The sequence below is a fragment of the Rhodovulum sp. PH10 genome (genome assembly GCF_000293785.1).
Lineage (GTDB): Bacteria > Pseudomonadota > Alphaproteobacteria > Rhizobiales > Xanthobacteraceae > Rhodoplanes.
The window spans coordinates 1-21,685 of the sequence record NZ_AKZI01000011.1 but is presented as its reverse complement, the minus strand read 5'-3'; the positions used below and the strand labels follow the sequence as shown (position 1 = coordinate 21,685).

The 21,685-nt window shown below is 70.3% G+C and carries 20 protein-coding genes; 12 read left to right on the top strand and 8 right to left on the bottom strand.

Going from position 1 to position 21,685, the window contains the following annotated elements:
- Nucleotides 1-80 precede the first annotated feature (80 nt).
- From A33M_RS02580 to A33M_RS02565, 4 genes are all read right to left on the bottom strand, one after another.
- The gene (locus A33M_RS02580) at nucleotides 81-878 is read right to left on the bottom strand and encodes an N-acetylmuramoyl-L-alanine amidase (protein ID WP_040619024.1); all 798 of its coding nucleotides are present in this window, start codon (nucleotides 876-878) and stop codon (nucleotides 81-83) included.
- Nucleotides 879-1,182: 304 nt separating this feature from the next.
- On the bottom strand, nucleotides 1,183-1,764 hold the full coding sequence (locus A33M_RS02575; protein WP_008383118.1) for a PRC-barrel domain-containing protein: 582 nt from the start codon (nucleotides 1,762-1,764) through the stop codon (nucleotides 1,183-1,185).
- 174 nt (nucleotides 1,765-1,938) lie between these two features.
- Nucleotides 1,939-3,387, bottom strand: a complete 1,449-nt coding sequence (locus A33M_RS02570) for a serine/threonine protein kinase (RefSeq protein WP_008383116.1) — start codon at nucleotides 3,385-3,387, stop codon at nucleotides 1,939-1,941.
- Nucleotides 3,388-3,445: 58 nt separating this feature from the next.
- Complete coding sequence (locus A33M_RS02565) at nucleotides 3,446-4,186, bottom strand: metallophosphoesterase family protein (protein WP_008383114.1); 741 nt, start codon at nucleotides 4,184-4,186, stop codon at nucleotides 3,446-3,448.
- Nucleotides 4,187-4,414: 228 nt separating this feature from the next.
- Between A33M_RS02565 and A33M_RS02560 the strand changes: the two genes are divergently transcribed.
- From A33M_RS02560 to A33M_RS02530, 6 genes are all read left to right on the top strand, one after another.
- Nucleotides 4,415-4,891: a division/cell wall cluster transcriptional repressor MraZ gene (locus tag A33M_RS02560; RefSeq protein WP_008383112.1), complete on the top strand. Its 477-nt coding sequence runs from the start codon at nucleotides 4,415-4,417 to the stop codon at nucleotides 4,889-4,891.
- On the top strand, nucleotides 4,888-5,904 hold the full coding sequence (rsmH, locus tag A33M_RS02555) for a 16S rRNA (cytosine(1402)-N(4))-methyltransferase RsmH (RefSeq protein WP_008383110.1): 1,017 nt from the start codon (nucleotides 4,888-4,890) through the stop codon (nucleotides 5,902-5,904). The genes A33M_RS02560 and rsmH overlap by 4 nt, the downstream gene beginning before the upstream one ends.
- A 2-nt stretch (nucleotides 5,905-5,906) precedes the next feature.
- Entirely contained in the window at nucleotides 5,907-6,503 is a 597-nt protein-coding gene (gene ftsL / locus A33M_RS23400) for a cell division protein FtsL (protein WP_008383108.1), read from the top strand.
- Nucleotides 6,500-8,329, top strand: a complete 1,830-nt coding sequence (locus tag A33M_RS02540) for a peptidoglycan D,D-transpeptidase FtsI family protein (protein ID WP_008383105.1) — start codon at nucleotides 6,500-6,502, stop codon at nucleotides 8,327-8,329. The genes ftsL and A33M_RS02540 overlap by 4 nt, the downstream gene beginning before the upstream one ends.
- Nucleotides 8,330-8,407: 78 nt before the next feature.
- Nucleotides 8,408-8,782, top strand: a complete 375-nt coding sequence (locus tag A33M_RS02535) for a type II toxin-antitoxin system RelE/ParE family toxin (protein WP_040619004.1) — start codon at nucleotides 8,408-8,410, stop codon at nucleotides 8,780-8,782.
- Nucleotides 8,779-9,129, top strand: coding sequence for a helix-turn-helix domain-containing protein (locus tag A33M_RS02530; RefSeq protein ID WP_008383101.1), 351 nt, complete (start codon nucleotides 8,779-8,781; stop codon nucleotides 9,127-9,129). The genes A33M_RS02535 and A33M_RS02530 overlap by 4 nt, the downstream gene beginning before the upstream one ends.
- Nucleotides 9,130-9,250: 121 nt before the next feature.
- Here the strand turns inward: A33M_RS02530 and A33M_RS02525 are convergent, their stop codons facing one another.
- Nucleotides 9,251-9,646: a hypothetical protein gene (locus tag A33M_RS02525; protein WP_008383100.1), complete on the bottom strand. Its 396-nt coding sequence runs from the start codon at nucleotides 9,644-9,646 to the stop codon at nucleotides 9,251-9,253.
- Nucleotides 9,647-9,878: 232 nt separating this feature from the next.
- Between A33M_RS02525 and A33M_RS02520 the strand changes: the two genes are divergently transcribed.
- From A33M_RS02520 to murD, 4 genes are all read left to right on the top strand, one after another.
- Complete coding sequence (locus tag A33M_RS02520) at nucleotides 9,879-11,333, top strand: UDP-N-acetylmuramoyl-L-alanyl-D-glutamate--2,6-diaminopimelate ligase (protein WP_008383098.1); 1,455 nt, start codon at nucleotides 9,879-9,881, stop codon at nucleotides 11,331-11,333.
- Entirely contained in the window at nucleotides 11,330-12,769 is a 1,440-nt protein-coding gene (locus A33M_RS02515; RefSeq protein WP_008383096.1) for a UDP-N-acetylmuramoylalanyl-D-glutamyl-2,6-diaminopimelate--D-alanyl-D-alanine ligase, read from the top strand. The genes A33M_RS02520 and A33M_RS02515 overlap by 4 nt, the downstream gene beginning before the upstream one ends.
- A 2-nt stretch (nucleotides 12,770-12,771) precedes the next feature.
- Nucleotides 12,772-13,857, top strand: coding sequence for a phospho-N-acetylmuramoyl-pentapeptide-transferase (gene mraY / locus A33M_RS02510; protein ID WP_008383094.1), 1,086 nt, complete (start codon nucleotides 12,772-12,774; stop codon nucleotides 13,855-13,857).
- Nucleotides 13,858-13,930: 73 nt separating this feature from the next.
- Nucleotides 13,931-15,325, top strand: a complete 1,395-nt coding sequence (murD, locus tag A33M_RS02505) for a UDP-N-acetylmuramoyl-L-alanine--D-glutamate ligase (RefSeq protein WP_008383091.1) — start codon at nucleotides 13,931-13,933, stop codon at nucleotides 15,323-15,325.
- Between the two features lie 276 nt (nucleotides 15,326-15,601).
- On the opposite strand, the gene ispG is transcribed toward murD, so the two are convergent.
- The 3 genes from ispG to A33M_RS02490 form a co-directional block, all read right to left on the bottom strand.
- Nucleotides 15,602-16,849 (bottom strand): flavodoxin-dependent (E)-4-hydroxy-3-methylbut-2-enyl-diphosphate synthase, encoded by a 1,248-nt coding sequence (ispG, locus tag A33M_RS02500; protein WP_237718252.1) that lies wholly within the window; start codon nucleotides 16,847-16,849, stop codon nucleotides 15,602-15,604.
- A 271-nt stretch (nucleotides 16,850-17,120) separates the two neighbouring features.
- The gene (locus A33M_RS02495; RefSeq protein ID WP_008383088.1) at nucleotides 17,121-17,600 is read right to left on the bottom strand and encodes a transcriptional repressor; all 480 of its coding nucleotides are present in this window, start codon (nucleotides 17,598-17,600) and stop codon (nucleotides 17,121-17,123) included.
- A 137-nt stretch (nucleotides 17,601-17,737) separates the two neighbouring features.
- Complete coding sequence (locus A33M_RS02490) at nucleotides 17,738-18,931, bottom strand: pyridoxal phosphate-dependent aminotransferase (protein ID WP_040619002.1); 1,194 nt, start codon at nucleotides 18,929-18,931, stop codon at nucleotides 17,738-17,740.
- Nucleotides 18,932-19,140: 209 nt separating this feature from the next.
- On the opposite strand from A33M_RS02490, the gene A33M_RS02485 reads away from it, so the two are divergent.
- Entirely contained in the window at nucleotides 19,141-20,553 is a 1,413-nt protein-coding gene (locus tag A33M_RS02485; RefSeq protein WP_040619001.1) for a M48 family metalloprotease, read from the top strand.
- 17 nt (nucleotides 20,554-20,570) lie between these two features.
- A complete protein-coding gene (locus A33M_RS02480; protein WP_083850269.1) occupies nucleotides 20,571-21,353 on the top strand; it encodes a DsbA family protein in 783 nt (260 codons plus the stop codon).
- The last annotated feature ends 332 nt before the right edge of the window (nucleotides 21,354-21,685 follow it).

Sequence of the window (21,685 nt, the reverse complement as noted above, 5' to 3'; positions counted from 1 at the left end):
CGGCATCTAGTCGTCCCCAGCCGCGCGACAAAGATGCCGCGATGCAAGAACCCTGTGAACCGAAGGACGCAATCAACGAATCAGGCAAGGCCCGGCCGGGCCTCCGTCACCCGCAGAATCGACCCGGACATCTCGAGCACGCGCGAAAGCGTCTGCCGGGTCGAGGCATCGGCCACTCCGTCCACCCGCGCGGGACGAAAGTGCCGCTGCAGCGCCGTGACCACCGCGACGGTGAGATCGTCGTAGCGGCCGGTCGGCGCCACGCCGTAGCCGAAGGCGGCGAGGTCGCGCTGCAGCGCGAGCACCGCGTCCCCCGCGTCGCCCGGCGACAGCGCCGCCCCCGGCGTGTCGAGCGGCGCCGAGGCGACCCACAGCCCGACGCCCTCGCGTGCGAGACTCTCCCACGGAAATGTCTCGCCGGGATCGCGCTTGCGGGTCGGCGCGACATCGGAATGCGCCAGCACCCGGTCGGGGCGGATGCGCCAGCGCCGGCAGATGTCGGCGCAGAGCGCGATCACCGCGGCGATCTGCCGCTCGGGAAACGGCGGGCAGCCGAAATCGTGGCCGGGATTGGCGATCTCGATGCCGATCGAGCGGGAATTGACGTCGGCCACCCCCTCCCACGACGACAGCCCGGCATGCCAGGCGCGCAAATGCTCGGGGACGAGCTGCAGCACGGTGCCGTCCTCGCGCACGAGATGATGCGACGAGACTTTCGCCGCCGGATCGCACAGCCGCGCGAGGGCCTCGTCGGTGTCGGCCATGCCGGTGTAGTGCAGGAGAAGAATGTCGGGCGCGGAAACGCCGACCCGCGGCTCACGATTGGGCGAGGGAACGACGCGCGCGACGAGCGGCGAATCGGGCGGCTCGTTCGGCATCACCGACACGATGCGCCCTCCGCCCCCGCGACGTCTGCCCGCCCGACCGCGGCCCCTGCCCCCTGTGCCGTCCCCGCCGTGCGGCCGGCGAGGCGCCTGCGCACCGTCGTCGTTTTCATCATGACGTCCGTTCTCGTCGAGCCGCCGATGCCTCTCGTGACGGACGTTTTATCCCCGCCGCGCGTCGGCCGCCACGGCCGCGGCGCAGGCGCCACACACGAACTCGACACACCAAAACGCGCAGAGCGGCGCGGGGAAACATCCCCGGCCGCCCCACGCGATCGTCGGTGAGAGCGAGACCCGATCAGCGGCTCGACGGCGTCGTGGTGTTGCTGCCGCCACCCGCGCCCATGCCGGTGCCCGTGCCGGTGCCGGTCGACGAACCGGTGCCGGTGGCGTTCGGGGCAGAGCCGGTGGTGGTCGAGGACTGGTCGTCCTTGCTCTTGAACTCGGCGAGCTGCGTGAGCTGATCCTTGGTCATGGACAGCCGCAGCTGATCGGAGCTCGTGTTGTTGCTGCCGCTCTTGGCGGCGATCACGTCGAACGACGACAGCGGCAGCGCGATGTCCTTCTGGCCGATGCCGAGGAAGCCGCCGACGCCGACCACCAGCGCCTCGACCTTGCCCTGCTTGTCGAACAGCACGTCGCTCACGTCACCGATCTTGTTGTCGTCGGTGCCGATCACGTCGGTGCCCATGAATTTCGAGGCGAGCCACTGGTTCGGGCCCTGCTGGGTGATCGCCTGCGCGTTGGCGGAGCCGGACTGGCTGCTCTGCATGCCGGATTTCGCCGCCGGCGATTGCGCGCCGGTCGAGGGAGCCTGCGCGAGCGCGGTCGACATCATGAGACCACTCACCGCCGCGGCGGTCACGAGAGTGCGGATCATATGGATTGCCTCCTGGTCGATGAACCGAACGGGATCGCGTGTCCACGTCCCGTGCCCAGACAACCCGGCGGCCGGAAGGCAGTTCCGCACCTCGTTTCGCGACGTCGCCGCCAAGTGGTCCCACCGAGTGGTCGCACACACGGAAAGACGCCGGCGCATCCCGGCGGCGAACGCTCACTCGGCCCCGCCGGACGCGGTGGAGCGACGTACCACCGTCACGGTGCAGGGGGCTTGCGCGACCACCTGCGCCGACACGCTACCGAGGTAACGTCGTAGCGGCGAGCTTCCGCGCGCGCCCATCACGATGTGATCGACCTTGTTGTTGCGCGCGTACTCGACGATCGCCGCGGCGGGATCGGGCGACTCGAAGACATGATACGTGATGCGGCCGGGATCGAGCGGCAGCACGCGCGCCCAGTGCTTCAGCTCGACCAGACGCTGGAGATGCGGATTGCGGCCCTGCACGTCCTCCAGCGGATCGAGCGCGATGCGCGAGGTCTTCAGCACGTTGACGCAGGCGAGCCGGGCGTCCGGCTCGGTCTCGAGCAGACGGCGCAGCGCGACCAGCAGCGTGTCGGCGAGATCGTCGGCCGCCGTCAGGTCGATCGCCGCCATCACGATCGGCGAGCGGTCGAGCACGCCGGCGATGCTGCGCGCCTTTCTGGTCACGGAATGCCGGGCGCCGAGCCAGCGTGAGAACACCGCGAGCGGGCGGTCGCGGTCGCGCCGCGCCGCGCGCTCGGTCAGCACCACCTGCTCGGGATGCTGCAGATCGAACAAGAGCTGCGCCGCGGTGGAGTAGCGCGCGTCGGGCTCGATCTCGAGGCAATGCAGGACGATCTCCTGCAGCCACGGCGGCACCAGCGCGTTCCAGCGGCGCGGCGGAAACGGATCGCGCCACAGCCGGCGGCGCCATTCGACCTCGCGCTCGGGCTCGCCGAACGGCCGCTCGCCGGTGGCGAGGAAATAGAGCGTGACGCCGAGCGAAAAAATGTCGCTCCTCGGATCGCCGCGCACGCGGCGCACCTGCTCGGGCGCGACATAGCCGCCGGTGCCGACCGGCTCGTCGAACTCCTCGGCGATCAGGTCGGGCAGCTGGTCGTGACGCGACAGGCCGAAATCGATCAGCACGGCAGTGCCGTCCTCGCGCAGAATCACGTTGCTCGGCTTCACGTCGAGATGCGTCACGTGCTGATGATGGATGCTGTGCAACGCCTCGGCGATCGCCGCGCCGATATGGGCGACCTCCTCCGCCGACAGCGGCGTCTGCCCGAGCAAAGCCTTCAGCGAGCGGCCGGGCACCTCCTCCATCACGATATAAGGGCGCTCGAAATCGCCGGCCGCGACGAATTTCGGCACGTGCGGGCCGGACAGCCGCGAGAGAATCATCTGCTCCTGCTCGAAGCCGACGATGGTGAGCGGGTCGTCGCCCCGCCGCATCAGCGGAATTTTCATAAGGAGCGGAATTTTATTGGCACTGGTCGCCGGCTGCGCCCCGCCGTTTTCCTCTGCCGACGGCGCGCGAGACACGCGCCAGAAATCGGCCATGCCGCCGGGCTCGAGCTGCGCCTCGAGGCGAAAGCCGTCGATCACCCGGCCGACCGCGAGCGAGCGCACGTCCATCACGGCACCGGATGTCTTTTACGGACGACGATGTTGCGCACGGCCGGCGGTGCCACCCTCACCTCCCCTTGTAGAGCCGATAGGCGAGAGCGAGCGGCAGCCCGGCGTCGCGGATTTTTCCGGCCGCCGTGTCGATGTCGTAGGGCACCCGCACATAGGTCAGCACGAAGGTCGAATCGTCCAACAGCGCGTAGCAGGCGGCCGGGTTGTCGTCGCGCGGCTGCCCGACCGAGCCGATCACCGCGAGCCAGCGCCGCCGCGTGGTGAGCGGGATCTCCACCCGGTCGACCGGATCGAAGCTCGCGAACTTGCCGGTCGCCGACATGTGGAAGAGGCTCGGCAGGTGGGTGTGGCCGCAGAAGGTGACGTGGGCGGAGGTGCCGATCAGGCAGCGCGAGGCGGAAAACAGGTCGGACACGTAGTCCCAGCCGGCCGGCGCCACCGGATTGGCGTGCACATAGACCACGGCGCCCTGCTCCACCGTCAGCGGCAGCTTCGCGAGAAAGTCGCGGTGCGCGGCCGACAGCCGCCCGCGCGTCCAGTCGATCGCCTCGGTCGCCTGCGCGTTCATGCCCTCGCTGGAGCCGATCGCCGCGGCGTCGTGGTTGCCGAGCACCGCCACCGCCCCGCGCGCGACGTGCTCCATCACCGTGTCGAGCACCCATTCGGGGTCGGCGCCGTAGCCGACATAATCGCCGAGAAACACGTAGCGGTCGACGCCCGCCCGCGCCGCGTGGGCGAGGCACGCCTCGAGCGCCTCCCGGTTGGCGTGTATGTCGCTGATCAGAGCAATCCGCATGGTCGCCGTCGCCCCCCGCGGCCCGCAACACTTCCTTAAGTTTAACCGCTGCTAATCGAGGTGTCGCGTGTTCGGCGGGAGCGCACCCGGGAATCCATTGACGCCCATACAGTCCCATGGTATCCCAACATTACCCAGCGTTAATGTGTCGATCCGTCTCCGCCGGCGCGGCGGGCGGTCGGGGGGCGTACGGGGCACGCGTCGTACGGGAGTGGAGTGCGCGCTCGGATGGACCGCTTCGTGGGGAATTTCACGGCGCGGCTCGATTCGAAGGGACGGGTGTCGATTCCGGCGCCCTTCCGTGCGGTGCTCGCCCGCGACGGGTTCGAGGGGTTGTACTGCTATCCGAGTCTGGACCGACCGGCGGTCGACGCCGGCGGGCACGCGCTGCTCGCCGAGATCGACAGCCTGATCGCACGGTTTCCGCCCTACTCGGACGAGCGGGAGGAATTTCTGGTCGCGCTCTACGGCACGAGCGAGACCTTGCGGATCGACGGCGAGGGGCGCGTGGTGTTGACGGAGATGGCGAGAAGCCACGCGGGGGTCCGGGACGCGGTGACGTTCGTCGGACTGGGTCACAAGTTTCAAATCTGGGAACCGGAAGCCTTCCGCGCGCATCTAGCAAAGGCCACTGCAACGGTGCGCGCCACGACGAAGCGGCTGGGTTCCGAGCGCCGCGCCGCGGGCGACGGAGCACGGGAATGACGGCGGGCCGCGACACCCCCGAGGGTGTCGCTGGCGGACCGGTCCGCCACGTTCCCGTGCTCGCCCCGGCGGCGGTCTCCTTTCTCGGGGTCCGCGACGGCGGGCGCTACATCGACGGCACCTTCGGGGCGGGCGGCTACACCCGCCAAATCCTCGACGCCGCGCCCGGCGCGACGGTGATCGGCCTCGACCGCGACCGCACCGCGATCGCCGGCGGCTTCGGGCTGGTGGACGCCTCGGGCGGCCGCCTGACGCTGATCGAATCCACCTTCTCCGTGCTCGACGAGGTCACCGAAGGTCTCGTCGACGGCGTGGTGCTCGATCTCGGCGTCTCCTCGATGCAGATCGACGACCCCGACCGCGGCTTCTCCTTCCGCAACGACGGCCCGCTCGACATGCGCATGGGCGCCGACGGCCCGACCGCCGCCGACGTCGTCGCCAACGCCTCCGAGCGCGACCTCGCCCATGTGATCGGGACGCTCGGCGAGGAGCGTTACGCCCGCTCGGTCGCCCGCGCGATCGCCCGTGCCCGCGCGGAATCGCCGATCCGCACCACCCGCGCGCTGTCGGAGGTGGTCGGCTCGGTGGTGCATTCCCGTCCTGGCGAGATCCACCCCGCGACCCGCACCTTCCAGGCGCTGCGCATGCTGGTGAACGACGAGCTCGGCGAGCTCGCCGCGGCTCTCGTCGCCGCCGAGCGGGTGCTGGCGCCGGGCGGCCGGCTGGTGGTCGTCTCGTTCCACTCGCTGGAAGACCGGATGGTGAAGACCTTCCTCGCCGACCGCGCCGGCGGGCCCGGCGTGTCGCGCCACCAGCCGGAGGCGGTGCGCGAGCCGCCCTCCTTCACGGTGCTGACCAAGAAGCCGGTGATCGCCGACGAGGCGGAGGTCGCCGCCAATCCGCGCGCGCGCTCGGCAAAGCTGCGCGCCGGCGAGCGCACCACCGCCGCCGCCCAGCGGCGCGAGCCCCCGCTGCCCTCGGTGCCCACCCTCGACGACATCTTGCGAGGCTGACCATGCGGCTCCTCAATCTCGTGGTGGCGATCCTGCTGATCGCGGCCGCCGCCTGGGTCTACAAGATCAAGTTCGAGGCGACGGTGGAGGCCGAGCAGGTCGGCAAGCTGCGCGCCGAGATCGCCCACGAGCGCGAGGCCGCCGCGGCGCTGCGCGCGGAAGCCGCCAAGCTCGACAATCCCGCCCGCATCCAGGCGCTCGCCCAGCGCCATCTGACGCTCCAGCTGCTCGACGGCCGCCAGATGGAGCCGGTCGACAAGATCCCGATGCGCCCCGCCCCGCCCGAGCCGCCGGTCGACCCGATCGCCGACATCCTCGCCGGCGCCGGCATCACCGGCAGCATCGGCCGGCCCGCGGGCTCGCCCGCGGCGGCGTCCGACACGGGCTCGGCCGGGCCGGTCTCGTCCGAGACGGTCCCGGACGACGCCTCCGCCGCCGCGCCCGCCGCGCGTGCGGACGCCGGCACGACCCCGCCCACCACCGGATCCGCGCCGAGCACCGGCGTCGCCGCCGGCCTCCCCGCCGGCCTCGATGCGCTGGTGCCGGCCTCGGGCATCGTCGCCCCGGCCGCCGATCCGCTGTTCGGGAGAAAGCCATGACGCCGTCCGACCCCCGGCCCGCCACCGGCAGCCCGCATCCCGGTGCCCCGCATTCCGGTGAAGCCGAGCAGATGCCGTGGCACCGCCGCGTCATCCAGCACCTTCTCTACGACCGCTCGATCGACCGCACCCGCAAGGCGCGCGCCCGCATCGGCCTCGCCGCCCTCGTCTTCGCCTCGATCTACGCGATCATCGCCGGCCGGCTGGTGCTGTACGCCGCGGTGCCCGACACCCATATCGGCCGCCGGGTCGGCGGCAGCGACGCGGTGGCGACCGCCCGCCCCGACATCCTCGACCGCAACGGCGAGATCCTCGCGACCGACCTCAAGGTGCCCTCGCTGTTCGCCGAGCCGCGCCGGCTGATCGATGCCGACGAGGCGGTCGAGCTGCTCACCGCCGTGATGCCGGACCTCGACACCCACGAGCTGCGCGAGCGGCTCGGCTCCAAGCGCGGCTTCGCTTGGCTGAAGCGCGAGATCTCCCCCAAGCAGCAGAAGGAGATCCACCGGCTGGGCATTCCCGGCGTCGGCTTCCTCAAGGAGAACAAGCGCGTCTATCCGAACGGCCGCGAGGTGTCGCACCTGATCGGCCACGTCAACGTCGACAACCAGGGCATCGCCGGCCTGGAAAAATATCTCGACAGCAACGGGCTCGCCGACCTCCACCGCGCCGGCTTCGCCTCCGACCGCCAGCAGGAACCGCTGCGCCTGTCGGTCGACCTGCGGGTCCAGCACGCCCTGCACGACGAGCTGGAACAGGCGTACGCTCGCTACCGGACCAAGGCGGCCGCCGGCGTCGTGCTCGACGTCAACACCGGCGAGATCGTCGCCCTCGTCTCCTATCCGGACTACGACCCCAACAATCCGAAGGAGGCGCTCGACCCCGACCGCATCAACCGACTGACCACGGGCGTGTTCGAGATGGGCTCGACCTTCAAGGTGCTCACCCTCGGGATGGCACTGGACGGCGGCAAGTTCTCGCTCAACTCGACCGTCGACGCCCGCGGCCCGATGCACTGGGGCAGATTCAAGATCCACGACTCGCACGCCCAGAACCGAACGTTGACGCTGCCCGAGGTGTTCACCTATTCGTCGAACATCGGCGCGGCCAAATTGGCGCTCGCGGTCGGCGTCGAGGGCCACAAGGCGTACCTGCGCAAGATGGGCCAGCTCGACCGGCTGCGCACCGAGCTGCCGGAGAGCGCCGAGCCGATCGTGCCGAAGCGCTGGGGCGAGCTCAACACCATCACGATCTCGTTCGGCCACGGCCTGTCGGTCGCACCGCTGCAGGCGCTGATGGGCATCGCCGCACTGGTGAACGGCGGCTGGCTGATCCGGCCGACCTTCCTCGCGCGCTCCGAGGAAGAGGCAAAGAAGCTCGCCAAGCGGGTGATCAAGCCCGAGACATCGGTCGCGATGCGCTACCTGATGCGGCTCAATGCCGAGGTCGGCTCCGGCCGCAAGGCCAACGTGTCGGGCTACTATGTCGGCGGCAAGACCGGCACGGCCGAGAAGGTGGTCGGAGGTCGTTACGCCCACAACAAGTTGCTGACCGACTTCATCGCCGTTCTGCCGGCCGACAAGCCGCGCTACGCCGTGCTGATCATGCTCGACGAACCGCATCCGACGTCGGACTCCTACGGGTTCGCCAATGCGGGCTGGAACGCTGCGCCGGTGGCCGGCAAGGTCATCGCCCGCATCGCACCGCTGCTCGGCCTGCAGCCGCGCTTCGACCTGCCGCCCGCCGACCAGCTGATCCTCGGCCGCGGCGGCCGCACCGCCAGCGCCGACGTCACCGGCTCGGTGCGCTCCTCGCACGGGCATTGAGGGGCGAGGAGCGAGTGGGGAGGAGCCGAGGCTCGGAGCCGGTTGCGGCATCTATATAATAAATTATATAATCGGCAGGTGAGCGACCCGCTGAAAACATTGGTGTGGATTGCATCGACCCGGCGCGACATGCAGGCCCTGCCGACGGGCGTCCGGCGCACCTTCGGCCTAGCTCTCTATGCGGCCCAGGCCGGCGTCACCCCGCCGATCGCCAAGCCGCTGAAGGGTTTCGGTGGAGCCGGCGTCTTGGAGCTGCTCGAGGACGATCGCAGCGGCACCTATCGGGCAGTCTACACCGTTCGCTTCGCCACCGCAGTCTACGTTCTGCACGTCTTCCAGAAGAAATCGAAGCACGGCATCGCGACGCCGCGCCGCGACCTCGACCTGATCGAGGAGCGGCTGAGGACGGCCGAGGCGATCCACCGCGACACAGCCCGGAGGAGCGAGACATGACAAAGGTTTTCGAGGAGAGCAGCGGCAACGTATTCGCCGATCTCGGCTTCGCGGACTCGGCTCGCGAGCTGACGAAAGCCGAGCTGACGGTCGAGATTCACCGGCTGCTGGTCGCCCGCAAGACGACCCAGTCGGAAGCGGCCGCGCTTCTCGGCACCACCCAGCCACAGGTTTCGGCGCTGATGCGCTGCAAGCCGACCTCGATCTCGATCGGTCGCTTGATCGAGTTCCTGACCATCCTCGGCCGCGACGTCGAGATCACCGTGAAGCCGACCACACGCCGCGGCGATCGTGCCGGCACCGGACGGATGTCGGTGGTGGTGCAGCCCGTAGCGACTGGCGAATAGCGAATAGCGAATAGCGAATGGCGAATGGCGAATGTTCTTCGCCCGACCCCTACCCTACTCGCCACTCGCTACTCGCCACTCGCTACTCCCTACTCGCCACTCGCCACTCGCTACTCGCCACTCATTGTCCCCACGGCCACACCCGCGGGCAGCCGTTGTTCGGGTAGACGCACACGCCGTCGCCGTTGGCGTTGCAGGGCGTCTCGTAGGCGGCGAGCAGGTCGGCCTTGATCGCCTCGCGGCGGTCCTCCTTGCCTTCCAGGCAGACGAACACGTGATTGGCGCCGACCGCGTCGAAGCAGCCGGTGCGGCGGTGGTTCAGCTGACGCTCGGAGAGGTCGCGGGTCTCGCCGATGAAGACGTTGCGAAAGCTGAAGCCGCCGCTCGGCGACGGGTAGCGGATCGTCACGACATAGACGGCGCCGGCCTGCTTGAACTCGGTGTCGCGCTGAAAGAGCAGGAACTCGTACTCGGTTCCCGACTGTCCGACGAAGGTCTGCGATCCGAGCGTGGCCACGGCGCAACTCCACTGTTGTGAGCCGCCGGTATGATCAGACCTCGAAGAAGCCCGCTCCCGGCGTGCCGCCCGCCCGGTCGTCCCCCACGGTCCCCCTGCAGCGGCCAGCCCCACATCCTACCACGCGGTTGCAGCGCAGCAAAATCATGGCCGGAATGCTGCTCCCCTCCGGCGAACATGCTACACGGAAGCCGCCGGAGCGGCCGCTTCGGCCTCGGCACGGCGGCACGGAATGCAGCTACGCGATCTCTTCGGCCCGGAGGCCCGGCTCGACGGCCCCCTCGGTGATCTTCCCATCTCCGGCCTGACGGCGGACAGCCGGACGGTCGAGCCCGGCTTCCTGTTCGCGGCGGTGCCCGGCGAGAGGGCCGACGGCCTCGCCTTCGTAGCCGCGGCGCTCTCCCGCGGGGCGGTTGCGGTGATCGCCGAAAAGCCGCCGGCGGAGCCGTTGCCGCCCGGCATCGGGCTCGTTCTGGTCGACGACGTGCGACAGACGCTGGCGCTCGCCGCCGCGCGTTTTTACGCCCGCCAGCCGGCGACCATCGCCGCCGTCACCGGAACCAGCGGCAAGACCTCGGTCGCCGCCTTCACCCGGCAGATCTGGGCGGCGCTCGGGTTCCGCGCGGCCTCGATCGGCACCATCGGCCTGGTGACGCCGGACGAGGAGCAGTACGGCTCGCTCACCACGCCCGACCCGATCGCGCTCCATCGTACGCTCGACCGCTTGGCAGATGGCGGCATCACCCATCTGGCGCTCGAGGCCTCCTCGCACGGCATCGCCCAGCACCGGCTGGACGGCGTGCGACTGTCGGTGGCGAGCTTCACCAATCTCAGCCGCGACCATCTCGACTATCACAAGACGGTCGAGGCCTATCTCGCCGCCAAGCGGCAGCTGTTCGAGCGGCTGTTGCCGGCCGACGGCACCGCAGTGATCGAGATCGACCACGACGGCGCCGAGGCGATGCTGGCCGCCGCCCGCGCGCGGGGGGTGAACATTCTCACGGTCGGCCGCGGCCCGGCAAACATTCGCGCGGTCGAGGTGACGATCGACGGTTTTTCGCAGACCGTCACCATCGAGCACGAGGGCCGCACCCACCGGATCCGGCTGCCCCTGGTCGGCGCCTTCCAGGTGGAGAACGCGCTGGTCGCCGCGGCCCAGGCGATCGCCACCGGCTGCGAGCCGCACGCCGTGTTCGACCAGCTCGAAGGCCTCGAAGGCGCCAAAGGCCGGCTCGAGCTGGTCGGCCATCGCCACGGCGCTCCGGTCTTCGTCGACTACGCCCACAAGCCGGACGCGCTCGCGAAAACGCTGGAAGCGCTGCGGCCCTATGCCGGCCGGCGCCTCGTCGTGGTGTTCGGCTGCGGCGGCGACCGCGACCAGGGCAAGCGCCCGCTGATGGGGGCGATCGCCGCCGAGAAGGCCGACCGGGTGATCGTCACCGACGACAATCCGAGAAGCGAAGACCCGGAAAAAATCCGCGCCGCCATCCTCGCCGCCGCACCGGGCGCCGAGGAGATCGGCGACCGCGCCGCCGCCATCCGCCACGCGATCGACACGCTGTGCGAGGGCGACGTGCTGGTGATCGCCGGCAAGGGCCACGAGACCGGCCAGCTGATCGCCGGCAAGACTCTGCCGTTCAGCGACCAGGACGTGGCCGCCGACGTGCTGCGGGAGAAGAACGCATGAGCCCTCCGCTGTGGACCGTCGCCGCGATGGCCGACGCGATGGGCGCTGCGCGCGTCGGCGCCCTGCCCGAGACGGTCGGCGGCATCTCGATCGACAGCCGCACCATCGGACCCGGCGAGGCGTTCTTCGCGATCGCCGGCGACCGGCACGACGGCCACGCCTTCGTCGACGCCGCGCTGGAGCGCGGCGCGGCGCTCGCGGTGGTCGCCGCCGACAAGCGCGAAACGCTGCCCGCCGACGCCCGCCTGCTGGTGGTGCCCGACGTGCTGGAGGCGTTGCGAAGCCTCGCCCGCGCGGCCCGCGCCCGCTCGCCGGCAAAGGTCGTCGCAGTCACCGGGTCGGTGGGCAAGACCTCGACCAAGGAGGCGCTGCGGCTGGCGCTGCGCGCCGACGGCGAGACCCACGCGTCGAGCGCCTCGTTCAACAATCACTGGGGCGTGCCGCTGTCGCTCGCCCGGCTGCCGGAGACCGCGCGCTACGCGGTGTTCGAGATCGGCATGAACCATCCGGGCGAGATCACGCCTTTGGTGAAGCTGGTGCGCCCGCACGTGGCGATCGTCACCACGGTCGAGCCGGTGCATCTCGAATTCTTCCCCTCGGTCGCGGCGATCGCCGACGCCAAGGCGGAGATCTTTCTCGGCCTCGAGCCCGGCGGCTTCGCGGTGCTCAACCACGACAACCCGCACTTCCAGAGACTCGAGCGGCGGGCGCGGCAGGCGGGCGCAAAGATCGTCTCGTTCGGCGAGCACGCCCGCGCCGATGCGCGGCTCCTCAAGTCGGTGCTGCTGCCGGACGGCTCGACGGTCGCCGCCAACATTCTCGGCATCCCGGTCGATTACCGGATCGGCGCGCCGGGCGGCCATTTCGTGATCAACTCGCTGGCGGTGCTCGCGGCGGTCACGCTGGTCGGCGCCGACCTCGCGCTCGGCGCCCTGGCGCTCGCCGGCCAGCGGCCGGCGGCGGGGCGCGGCGTGCGCACCACGCTCGAGGTCGCCGGCGGCCGGGCGCTCCTGATCGACGAGAGCTACAACGCCAACCCCACCTCGATGCGGGCGGCGCTGGCGGTGCTCGGCACCGCGCAGGTCGGCGCGCGCGGCCGCAGAATCGCCGTGCTCGGCGACATGCTGGAGCTCGGTGATTCCGGCGCCGCGCTGCACCAGGGGCTCGCGGCGGCGGTGACGGAGAATGCCGTCGATCTCGTCTTCTGCGCCGGGCCGCTGATGGCGCATCTGTGGGACGCGCTTCCCGCCGAGCGCCGCGGTGGCTATGCCGGCTCGGCCGAGGAGCTCGAGGCGCAGGTGCTCGCCGCGGTGCGCGGCGGCGACGCCGTGATGGTGAAGGGCTCGCTCGGCTCGCGCATGGGGCCGATCGTGAAGGCGCTGGCGCGCCGCTATCCCGTCCGCGCGCCGGGCGAAGGCACTCCTGCACAGGGCTGACAATGTTCTACTGGCTCGCCGACTTCTCGGACGTCTTCACCGGCCTCAACGTCTTCCGCTACATCACCTTCCGCGCCGCCGGCGCGATCGTCACGGCCGCCCTGTTCGTCTTTCTGTTCGGGCCGCGCCTGATCCGCACGCTGCGGCTGAAGCAGGGCAAGGGCCAGCCGATCCGCAAGGACGGGCCGAAGTCGCACCTCCTCACGAAAACCGGCACGCCGACCATGGGCGGGATCATGATCCTGACCGCCCTCACGGTCTCGACCGTGCTGTGGGCGAACCCGTCGAACCCGTATGTCTGGGTGGTGCTCGGCGTGACGCTCGGCTTCGGGCTGATCGGCTTCTACGACGACTATCTGAAGGTCACCAAGCAGACCCATGCCGGCTTCTCCGGCAAGACGCGGCTCGCGCTCGAGACGGTGATCGCGGTCGGCGCGTGCTTCGCGCTGTCGTTTCTCGGCCGCGAGCCGTTCGCGACCTCGCTGGTGCTGCCGTTCGTGAAGGACGTGGTGATCGATCTCGGCTGGTTCTTCATCGCCTTCGGCGCCTTCATCATCGTCGGCGCCGGCAATGCGGTGAACCTCACCGACGGGCTCGACGGGCTGGCGATCGTCCCCGTGATGATCGCCGCGGCGAGCTTCGCGGCGATCGCCTGGGTGGTCGGCAACGCGGTGTTCGCCGACTATCTGCAGCTCAACTTCGTCCCCGGCGCCGGCGAGCTCGCGGTGTTGTGCGCGGCGATCCTCGGGGCGGGGCTCGGCTTCCTGTGGTTCAACGCGCCGCCCGCGTCGGTCTTCATGGGCGACACCGGCTCGCTCGCGCTCGGCGGCCTGCTCGGCACCATCGCGGTGGTGACCAAGCACGAGATCGTGCTCGGCATCATCGGCGGACTGTTCGTGGTGGAGGCGATTTCCGTCATCATCCAGGTCGCCTCGTTCAAGCTCACCGGCAAGCGGGTGTTTCTGATGGCGCCGCTGCACCACCATTTCGAGCAGCTCGGCTGGACCGAGCCGCAGATCGTGATCCGCTTCTGGATCATCTCGGTGATCCTGGCGCTCGCCGGCCTGTCCACCCTGAAGCTGCGCTGATCTCGGCGCCGCGCGCCGCACGGTGCGCGCGGTGTCCCTCCATCCCGCCGGACCACCAAGAGGACGTTTTCCGATGATTCCGGTCACCACGCTCGCAGGCCGCAAGGTGGCGCTGTTCGGGCTCGGCGGCTCCGGGCTCGCCACCGCGAGCGCGCTGCTCGCCGGCGGCGCCGACGTCGTCGCCTGGGACGACTCGGAGGAGCGCATCGCCTACGCGACCACCGCCGGCATCCCGACCGCCGACCTGCACGACATCGACTGGTCGCGCATCGCAGCCCTGGTGCTCGCCCCCGGCGTGCCGCTCACCCACCCCGCGCCGCACTGGACGGTCGGGCTCGCCCGCGCCGCCGGCGCCGAGGTGATCGGCGACATCGAGCTGTTTTGCCGCGAGCGCCGCGCGCATGCGCCGCACGCGCCGTTCGTCGCCATCACCGGCACCAACGGCAAGTCGACCACCACCACGCTGATCGCCCACCTTTTGAAGAGCGCCGGCCACGAGGTCGAGATCGGCGGCAATATCGGCACCGCGATCCTGTCCTTGAAGACGCCGCAGGCGGGGCGCGTCCACGTGATCGAGGTGTCGTCGTTCCAGATCGACCTCGCGCCGAGCCTCGATCCCTCGGTCGCCGTGCTGATCAACGTCACCGAGGACCATCTCGACCGCCACGGCACGATGGAGACTTATGCCGGCCTCAAGGAGCGGATGGTCGCCGGCGTGCAGGAGGACGGCACCGCGATCGTCGGCGTCGACGACCAGTGGTGCCAGGCCGCGGCCGACCGGATCGCCCGCGCCGGCAAGCGGGTGGTGCGCATCTCGGTGGTGCATCCGCTCGCCGACGGCGTTTACGTCGAGGCCGGGCGGATTCTCGAGGCGCAGGCCGCCGCCTCCCGCGAGATCGCGCTTTTGGGCGGCATCGCCTCGCTGCGCGGCGTCCACAACGCCCAGAACGCCGCCTGCGCGTCGGCCGTGGCGCTCGCCTTCGGGATGGAGCCGAAGGCGATCCAGGCGGGCCTGCGCACCTTTCCGGGGCTCGCCCACCGCATCGAAGAGGTCGGGCGCTACGGCTCGACGCTGTTCGTCAACGATTCCAAGGCCACCAATGCCGACGCGGCGGCGCGCGCGCTCGCCTGCTTCTCCGACATCTTCTGGATCGCCGGCGGGCGGCCGAAATCGGGCGGAATCACCTCGCTCGACGGCTTCTTTCCGCGGATCCGCAAGGCCTATCTGATCGGCGAGGCGGCGGAAGAGTTCGCCAAAACCCTGGAGGGCAAGGCGCCGTACGTGATCGCCGGCACGCTGGAGGCCGCGGTCGAGCAGGCCGCCGCGGACGCCGCCGCCGCCAACCTCCAGCAGGCGGTGGTGCTGCTGTCGCCCGCCTGCGCGTCCTACGACCAGTTCAAGAATTTCGAGGTGCGCGGCGACGTGTTTCGCAAGCTCGTCCGCGCCCTGCCCGGCGTGACGGGGTGACGGAGGCCGCCGGCGGAATACGCTGCGCTATTCCGCCCTACGAGACAACGGAACGAGACGTCGACGTAGGGCGGATCGGGCGCGAAGCGGCGTGATCCGTCGGCGGCGCCCGCGAGGCACACGGCGGAACACGCTGCGCTGTTCCGCCCTACGGAATGAGGCGTTGAGACGTAGGGCCGATCGGGCGCGAAGCGGCGTGATCCGCCGGCGGCGCCCGCGAGGCACCTGGCGGAACACGCTGCGCTGTTCCGCCCTACGGCGCTGTCGCCGCCGGGATCACTCCGCCGCGGTCCGCGCCCCGCCGTAACGGCGCTCGATGTAATCGATCACCATCGCCTTGAAGTCCTGGGCGAGCGTCGGCCCGCGGAGCGTCGCGACCTTCTTGCCGTCGACGAACACGGGCGCGGTCGGGCTCTCGCCGGTGCCGGGCAGCGAGATGCCGATATCGGCGTGCTTCGACTCGCCGGGGCCGTTGACGATGCAGCCCATCACCGCCACCGCCAGCGTCTCGACGCCCGGATAGCGGGTCTTCCACTCCGGCATCGACTCGTGGATGAAGCCCTGGATTTCCTTCGCCAGCTCCTGGAAGATGGTCGAGGTGGTGCGGCCGCACCCCGGGCACGCCGCCACCAGCGGCACGAACACCCGAAACCCCATGGTCTGCAGAAGCTCCTGGCCGACCTTCACCTCGAGCGTGCGATCACCGCCGGGCTCGGGGGTGAGCGAGATGCGGATGGTGTCGCCGATCCCCTGCTGCAGCAGGATGCCGAGCGCGGCGGAGGAGGCGACGATGCCCTTCGAGCCCATGCCGGCCTCGGTGAGGCCGAGATGGATCGCGTAGTCCGAGCGCGCCGCCAGATCCTGATACACCGCGATCAGATCCTGCACCGACGACACTTTTGCCGACAGGATGATGCGGTTTCTCGGCAGGCCGATCTCTTCCGCGCGGGCGGCGGAGAGCAGCGCCGACTGCACCATCGCCTCGCGGGTGACGGCGCGCACGTCCATCGGGTTCGGCTTCTTGGCGTTCTCGTCCATCAGGTGCGTCAGAAGCTCCTGGTCGAGCGAGCCCCAATTGGCGCCGATGCGGACCGGCTTGCCGTTCTTCAGCGCGGTCTCGACGATGGCGCCGAACTGCCGGTCCTTCTTCTCCTTGAAGCCGACGTTGCCGGGATTGATGCGATACTTGTCGAGCGCCTCGGCACAGGCCGGATACTCGGCGAGCAGCTTGTGGCCGATATAATGGAAGTCGCCGATCAGCGGCACGGTGACGCCGCGCTGGAGCAGCTTCTCCTTGATGTGCGGGACGGCGGCGGCGGCCTCCTCGCGGTCGACCGTGACCCGCACCAGCTCGGAGCCCTGGCGGGCGAGCGCGGTGACCTGGGCGACGGTCGAATCGACGTCCGCCGTGTCGGTATTGGTCATCGACTGGACGACGATCGGCGCGCCGCCGCCCACCGTGACGTCGCCGACCTTCACGGCCACCGTCTTGCGGCGCATCGCCGGGCCTGCCAGCTCACTCATCGACATCTCCATTCTTTCCGCGAGCGGAGTGCCACCGGCACGCGCCGCCCGTCAATCGGAACCCGCTGGAACCCGGCGGAACCGTCGCGTCTCGCGCCGCCCGTGCCCGGTCCCGAGCCGCGCACCTATAGCACCTCATCGCGCCCGCCGTCCGCGGCGAACCCGCGTTATGGCGCCGCGACCGTGACCGGGCGACGACGGCGCCGCCACCCGTACCGCCACCCGTCCCGCCGCCCGGCACCCGGTTCGGGCCGCGAGCCCGGCCGCCGGTTCATCGCCGCCGGCAGTGGGCGCAGGTTCCGGTCACCTCGATCACCGACATCTTCGGGCAGAACCCCAAGCTCTTCGCCGAGGTCGCGATCGCCTCGCTGATCGCCTCGGCCGGCGCCTCGCCGACCGCGCCGCAGCTCTCGCAGATCAGGAAGGCGACCAGCGCCCCGTTCTCGTGCCGCTGGCCGCAGGCGAGAAAGGCGTTGCGGCTCTCGATCCGGTGCACCAGCCCCTGCTCGATGAGAAAGTCGAGCGCGCGATAAATGGTGATCGGCGCCGGGCGCGGCCCGTCGGGCGCCGCCAGCTCCAGAATCTCGTAGGCGCCGAGCGGCTTGTGGCTGTCGGCGAGAATCGACAGCACCTGCCGCCGCATCGGCGTCAGGCGCTCGTGCCGCTCACGACACACCGCCTCGGCGTGCGAGAGCACGGCGGCGCTGCAGCGGGCGTGATCGTGGTCGGGAGACGGGAAGGTCGCGGCCATGACGCCTATTTATCGGGTCCGCAGGCGTTTTTCAAAGCCGGCCGGCCGTCCTGCACCGTTTCCGGCCGGGTCGCGACCCGGTTGCGGCCGCCTTCCACCGCCGGCGGCGCGGCGCCAGGCGCGGCGGTCGAACGCTCTCAGCCGGTTCCCTTGAGCCAGGCGCCGATCCGGGCGACGCCCTCGGCCATGTCGGCCTCCGAGCGGGCATAGGAGAAGCGCACGTAATGGTGGCCGAGGTCGGGATCGAAATCGAGCCCCGGCGTCACCGCGACCCCGGCGTCCGCGAGCAGCGCGCGGGCGAAATCGTGGCTGTCGGGCGTGAACTCGGAGACGTCGGCATAGAGATAGAACGCGCCGTCGGCCGGCAGGAACCGCTCGATGCCGCAGGCCGGCAAGCCCTCGACCAGGATCTGCCGGTTGCGCAGGTACCCCGCCTTCACCGCCTCCATCTCGGCGCGGCCCTCGAAGGCGGCCTCGGCGGCGATCTGCGACAGCGTCGGCACCGAGATCGCGAGGTTCTGGTGCAGCCGCTCGACCGGACGCACCAAAACCTCGGGCAGCACCAGCCAGCCGACCCGCCAGCCGGTCATGCAGAAATATTTCGAGAACGAGTTCACCACCACCGTGCGGTCGGACACCGCGCACGCGGTCGTCGCCGGAAAGGCGTAGTCGAGCCCGTGATAGATCTCGTCGGAGATCACCGCGATCCCGGCGTCCTCGGCGGTGGCGATCAGCGCGGCGAGCGCCTCGCGGCCCATCATCGTGCCGGTCGGGTTGCCGGGCGAGGCGATCAGCACCGCCTTCAGCGGCTTTTCGCGGTGAGCGGCGAGAAGAGCCTCGGGCTCGAGCGCGTGGCGCGTCTCGGCATGGGTGCGGATCAGCACCGGCTCGCAGCCGAGCGCGGTGAGGATGTGGCGATAGGGCGGATAGGCCGGCACCGCGAGCGCCACCCGGTCGCCCGGCTCGAGCAGCGCGAGGAAGGCGAGCACGAAGGCGCCCGACGAGCCGGTGGTCACCGCGATCCGCGCCGGATCGACCGCGTGGCCATACGTCTCGGCGTAATGGCGGGCGATCCGTGCCCGCAAGGTCGGGATGCCGAGGCTTTCGGTGTAGCCGAGCGCGGCCCCCGTGGCGTTGCCCGCGAGCGCGGCGGCGGCCGCGGCGATGGCGGTCGCAGGGGCCGGTGCGGCCGGCTGGCCGACCTCCATGTGGACGACGTGCCGGCCGGCCTGCTCGAGCCGGGCGGCGGCGGACATCACGTCCATCACCATGAACGGGGGAACGTCGCTGCGCCGGGACGGGAGGCACAGGCTCGCACGGTCGGGTCTCATGGCGGTCTCTGGAATCGCGGTCTCTGGCGGCGGGAACGCCGTGCTGCTGCCGCATTCTGCGGGTTGTTGGAGGCGGGAAGGGTCGCGCCGCGGCCCACGGAACCGCACCGGATCGCCCGCGCCCCGGATTGCTGTCGTTCGGTGTCCGAGCGTCGCGTGTCCGAGCGTCGGGGCTGCGAGCACCGGTCATCACCGAGCATCGGTTCGGAATGAGCGCACCGAACGCACCTGTCAAGCGCCGGCTCTGCCTGCGCGCCTCCCGTGCGGTCGCCCTCGTGGTGGCCTGCGCCGTCGTGATCGCGAGCATGCCGCAGGCGGCCTTCGCCCAGCGTGGCCTGCCGGTGATCCGCGACGCCGAGATCGAGAATCTGCTGCGCGACTACACCCGGCCGATCCTGCGGGCCGCCGGGCTGTCCCAGCAGAACGTCGAGGTGACGATCATCAACAACCGGGCGTTCAACGCCTTCGTGATGGACGGCCGCCGCATCTTCGTGAATGCCGGCGCGCTGATGCAGTCGGAGACGCCGAACCAGCTGATCGGGGTGCTGGCGCACGAGACCGGCCACATCGCCGGCGGCCATCTCGCCAAGCTGCGCACCGAGCTGTCGCACGCCAGCACGATGGCGGTGATCGGCATGCTGCTCGGCGTCGGCGCGACGATCGCCGGCGCCCGCTCCGGCCAGGTCGGCGGCAACCCGGCCGCCGTCGCGCTCGGAGCGCCGACCGCGATGATGCAGCGCTCGCTGCTCGCCTATCAGCGCCAGCACGAGGAGCAGGCCGATCGCGCCGGCGTGAAGTTCCTCACCGCGACGCACCAGTCGGCGCGCGGCATGTACGAGACCTTCAAGCGGTTCGCCGACGAGCAGCTCTTCGCCTCGCAGGGCTCGGACCCGTATCTGCAGTCGCACCCGATGGCGGCCGACCGCATCGCCGCGCTCGAGGTGATGGCGAGGACGCCCTACTGGGACAAGAAGGACCCGCCGGCGCTGCAGCTCCGCCACGACATGATGCGGGCCAAGCTGCACGGCTTCATGGATCAGCCCGGCGTGGTGGCGCGGCTCTATCCGCGCTCCGACGACAGCCTGCCGGCGCGCTATGCGCGGGCGATCTCGGCCTATCGCTACGGCGGCGTGCGGACGGCGATCGATCAGATCGACGGGCTGATCCAGAGCGAGCCCGGCAACCCCTATTTCTACGAGCTGAAGGGGCAGGCGCTGCTCGAGTCGGGCAATCCGGCGGCGGCGGTGGCGCCGCTGCGCAAGGCGGTGTCGATGGCGCCGAACCCGGTGCTGATCCAGGTGCTGCTCGCCCATGCGCTGATCGAGACCGGCGACGCGCGCTCGGCCGACGAGGCGATCGGATATCTGCGCCGCGCGCTGCTGTCCGACCCCGACATCGCCGACGGCTACGACCATCTCGCCAAGGCCTACGGCCGCAAGGGCGACATCGCCCAGGCCGATCTCGCCGCGGCACAGGCGGCGTTCGCCCGCGGCGATACGCGCACCGCGCGTCAGCTCGCCGCCCGTGCTAAGACCCGATTCCCGGTCGGATCGCCGGGCTGGGTGAAGGCCGACGACATCGCCGCCTTCAAGCCGCCCGCGTCACGCTCCGGCAACCGTTAGCCAACGAGGACTCCCCCATGCGTCTCCGCCTGCTTCGCGCGCCACGAGCCCTCGCGGTCGTGGCGGCCGCCTTCGTCTCGTCCGCCGCCGCGATGCCGGCGCTCGCCCAGAGCTTCACGCCCGCGCAGCGCGCCGAGATCGAGACGATCGTGCGCGACTACATGCTCAAGCGTCCGGAGATTCTGCAGGAGGTGCTGGCCGAGCTGGAGAAGCGCCAGGCGCTCGCCGAGGCCGCCAAGGCCAAGGCCGCGGTGCAGACGCACGCGGCCGAGCTGTTCAACTCGCCGCACCAGGTGGTGGTCGGCAACCCCGAGGGCGACGTCACGCTGGTCGAATTCTTCGACTACAATTGCGGCTACTGCAAGCGCGCGCTCGACGACCTCCAGGCGCTCATCGCCGACGATTCCAAGCTGCGCGTGGTGCTGAAGGAATTCCCGGTGCTCGGCGAGGGCTCGGTGGAGGCCGCCAAGGTCGCCGTCGCGGTGCGCATGCAGGACCCGAAGGGCGAGAAGTATTTCGACTTCCACAAGCGGCTGCTCGGCGGCCGCGGCCAGGCCGACAAGGCGCGCGCGCTCGCCGCCGCGCAGGCCGCCGGGCTCGACATGGCCCGGCTCGAGCGCGACCTCGCCTCCAAGGAGGTGCGCGACAGCCTGGCGGAGAACATGAAGCTCGCCGAGGCGCTCGGCCTCACCGGCACCCCGACCTATGTGGTCGGCACCGAGGTGGTGATGGGCGCGGTCGGCCGGGAGGCGCTGTCGCAGCGCATCAACATGGCGCGCTGCGGCCAGACCAGCTGCTGACGGCGTTCTCTTCTCCGCAAAGGTTCGCTTCGCGCGCCGGCCCGAAAAAAGGCCGGCGCGTTTTTTTTCGCTGTTTTTTTTCGCTGACGCAGACGACGAAAGAACCATCCCAACGGCGACAGAGTCCGACCTCGTCCCGAGGAGCACTCCGCAGGAGTGCGTCTCGAAGGGCGAGGCCACGGTGCGGGCCTCGTCCTTCGAGACGGTCGCTTCGCGGCCCCCGGGATGAGGTCATAGTTTTCCGCCGCTGGTATCAATGGGAGTCGCGAAGGCTTCCAAAATTCCTCCGTCATCGCCGGGCTTCGACCCGGCGATCCATCAACCTGAACAAA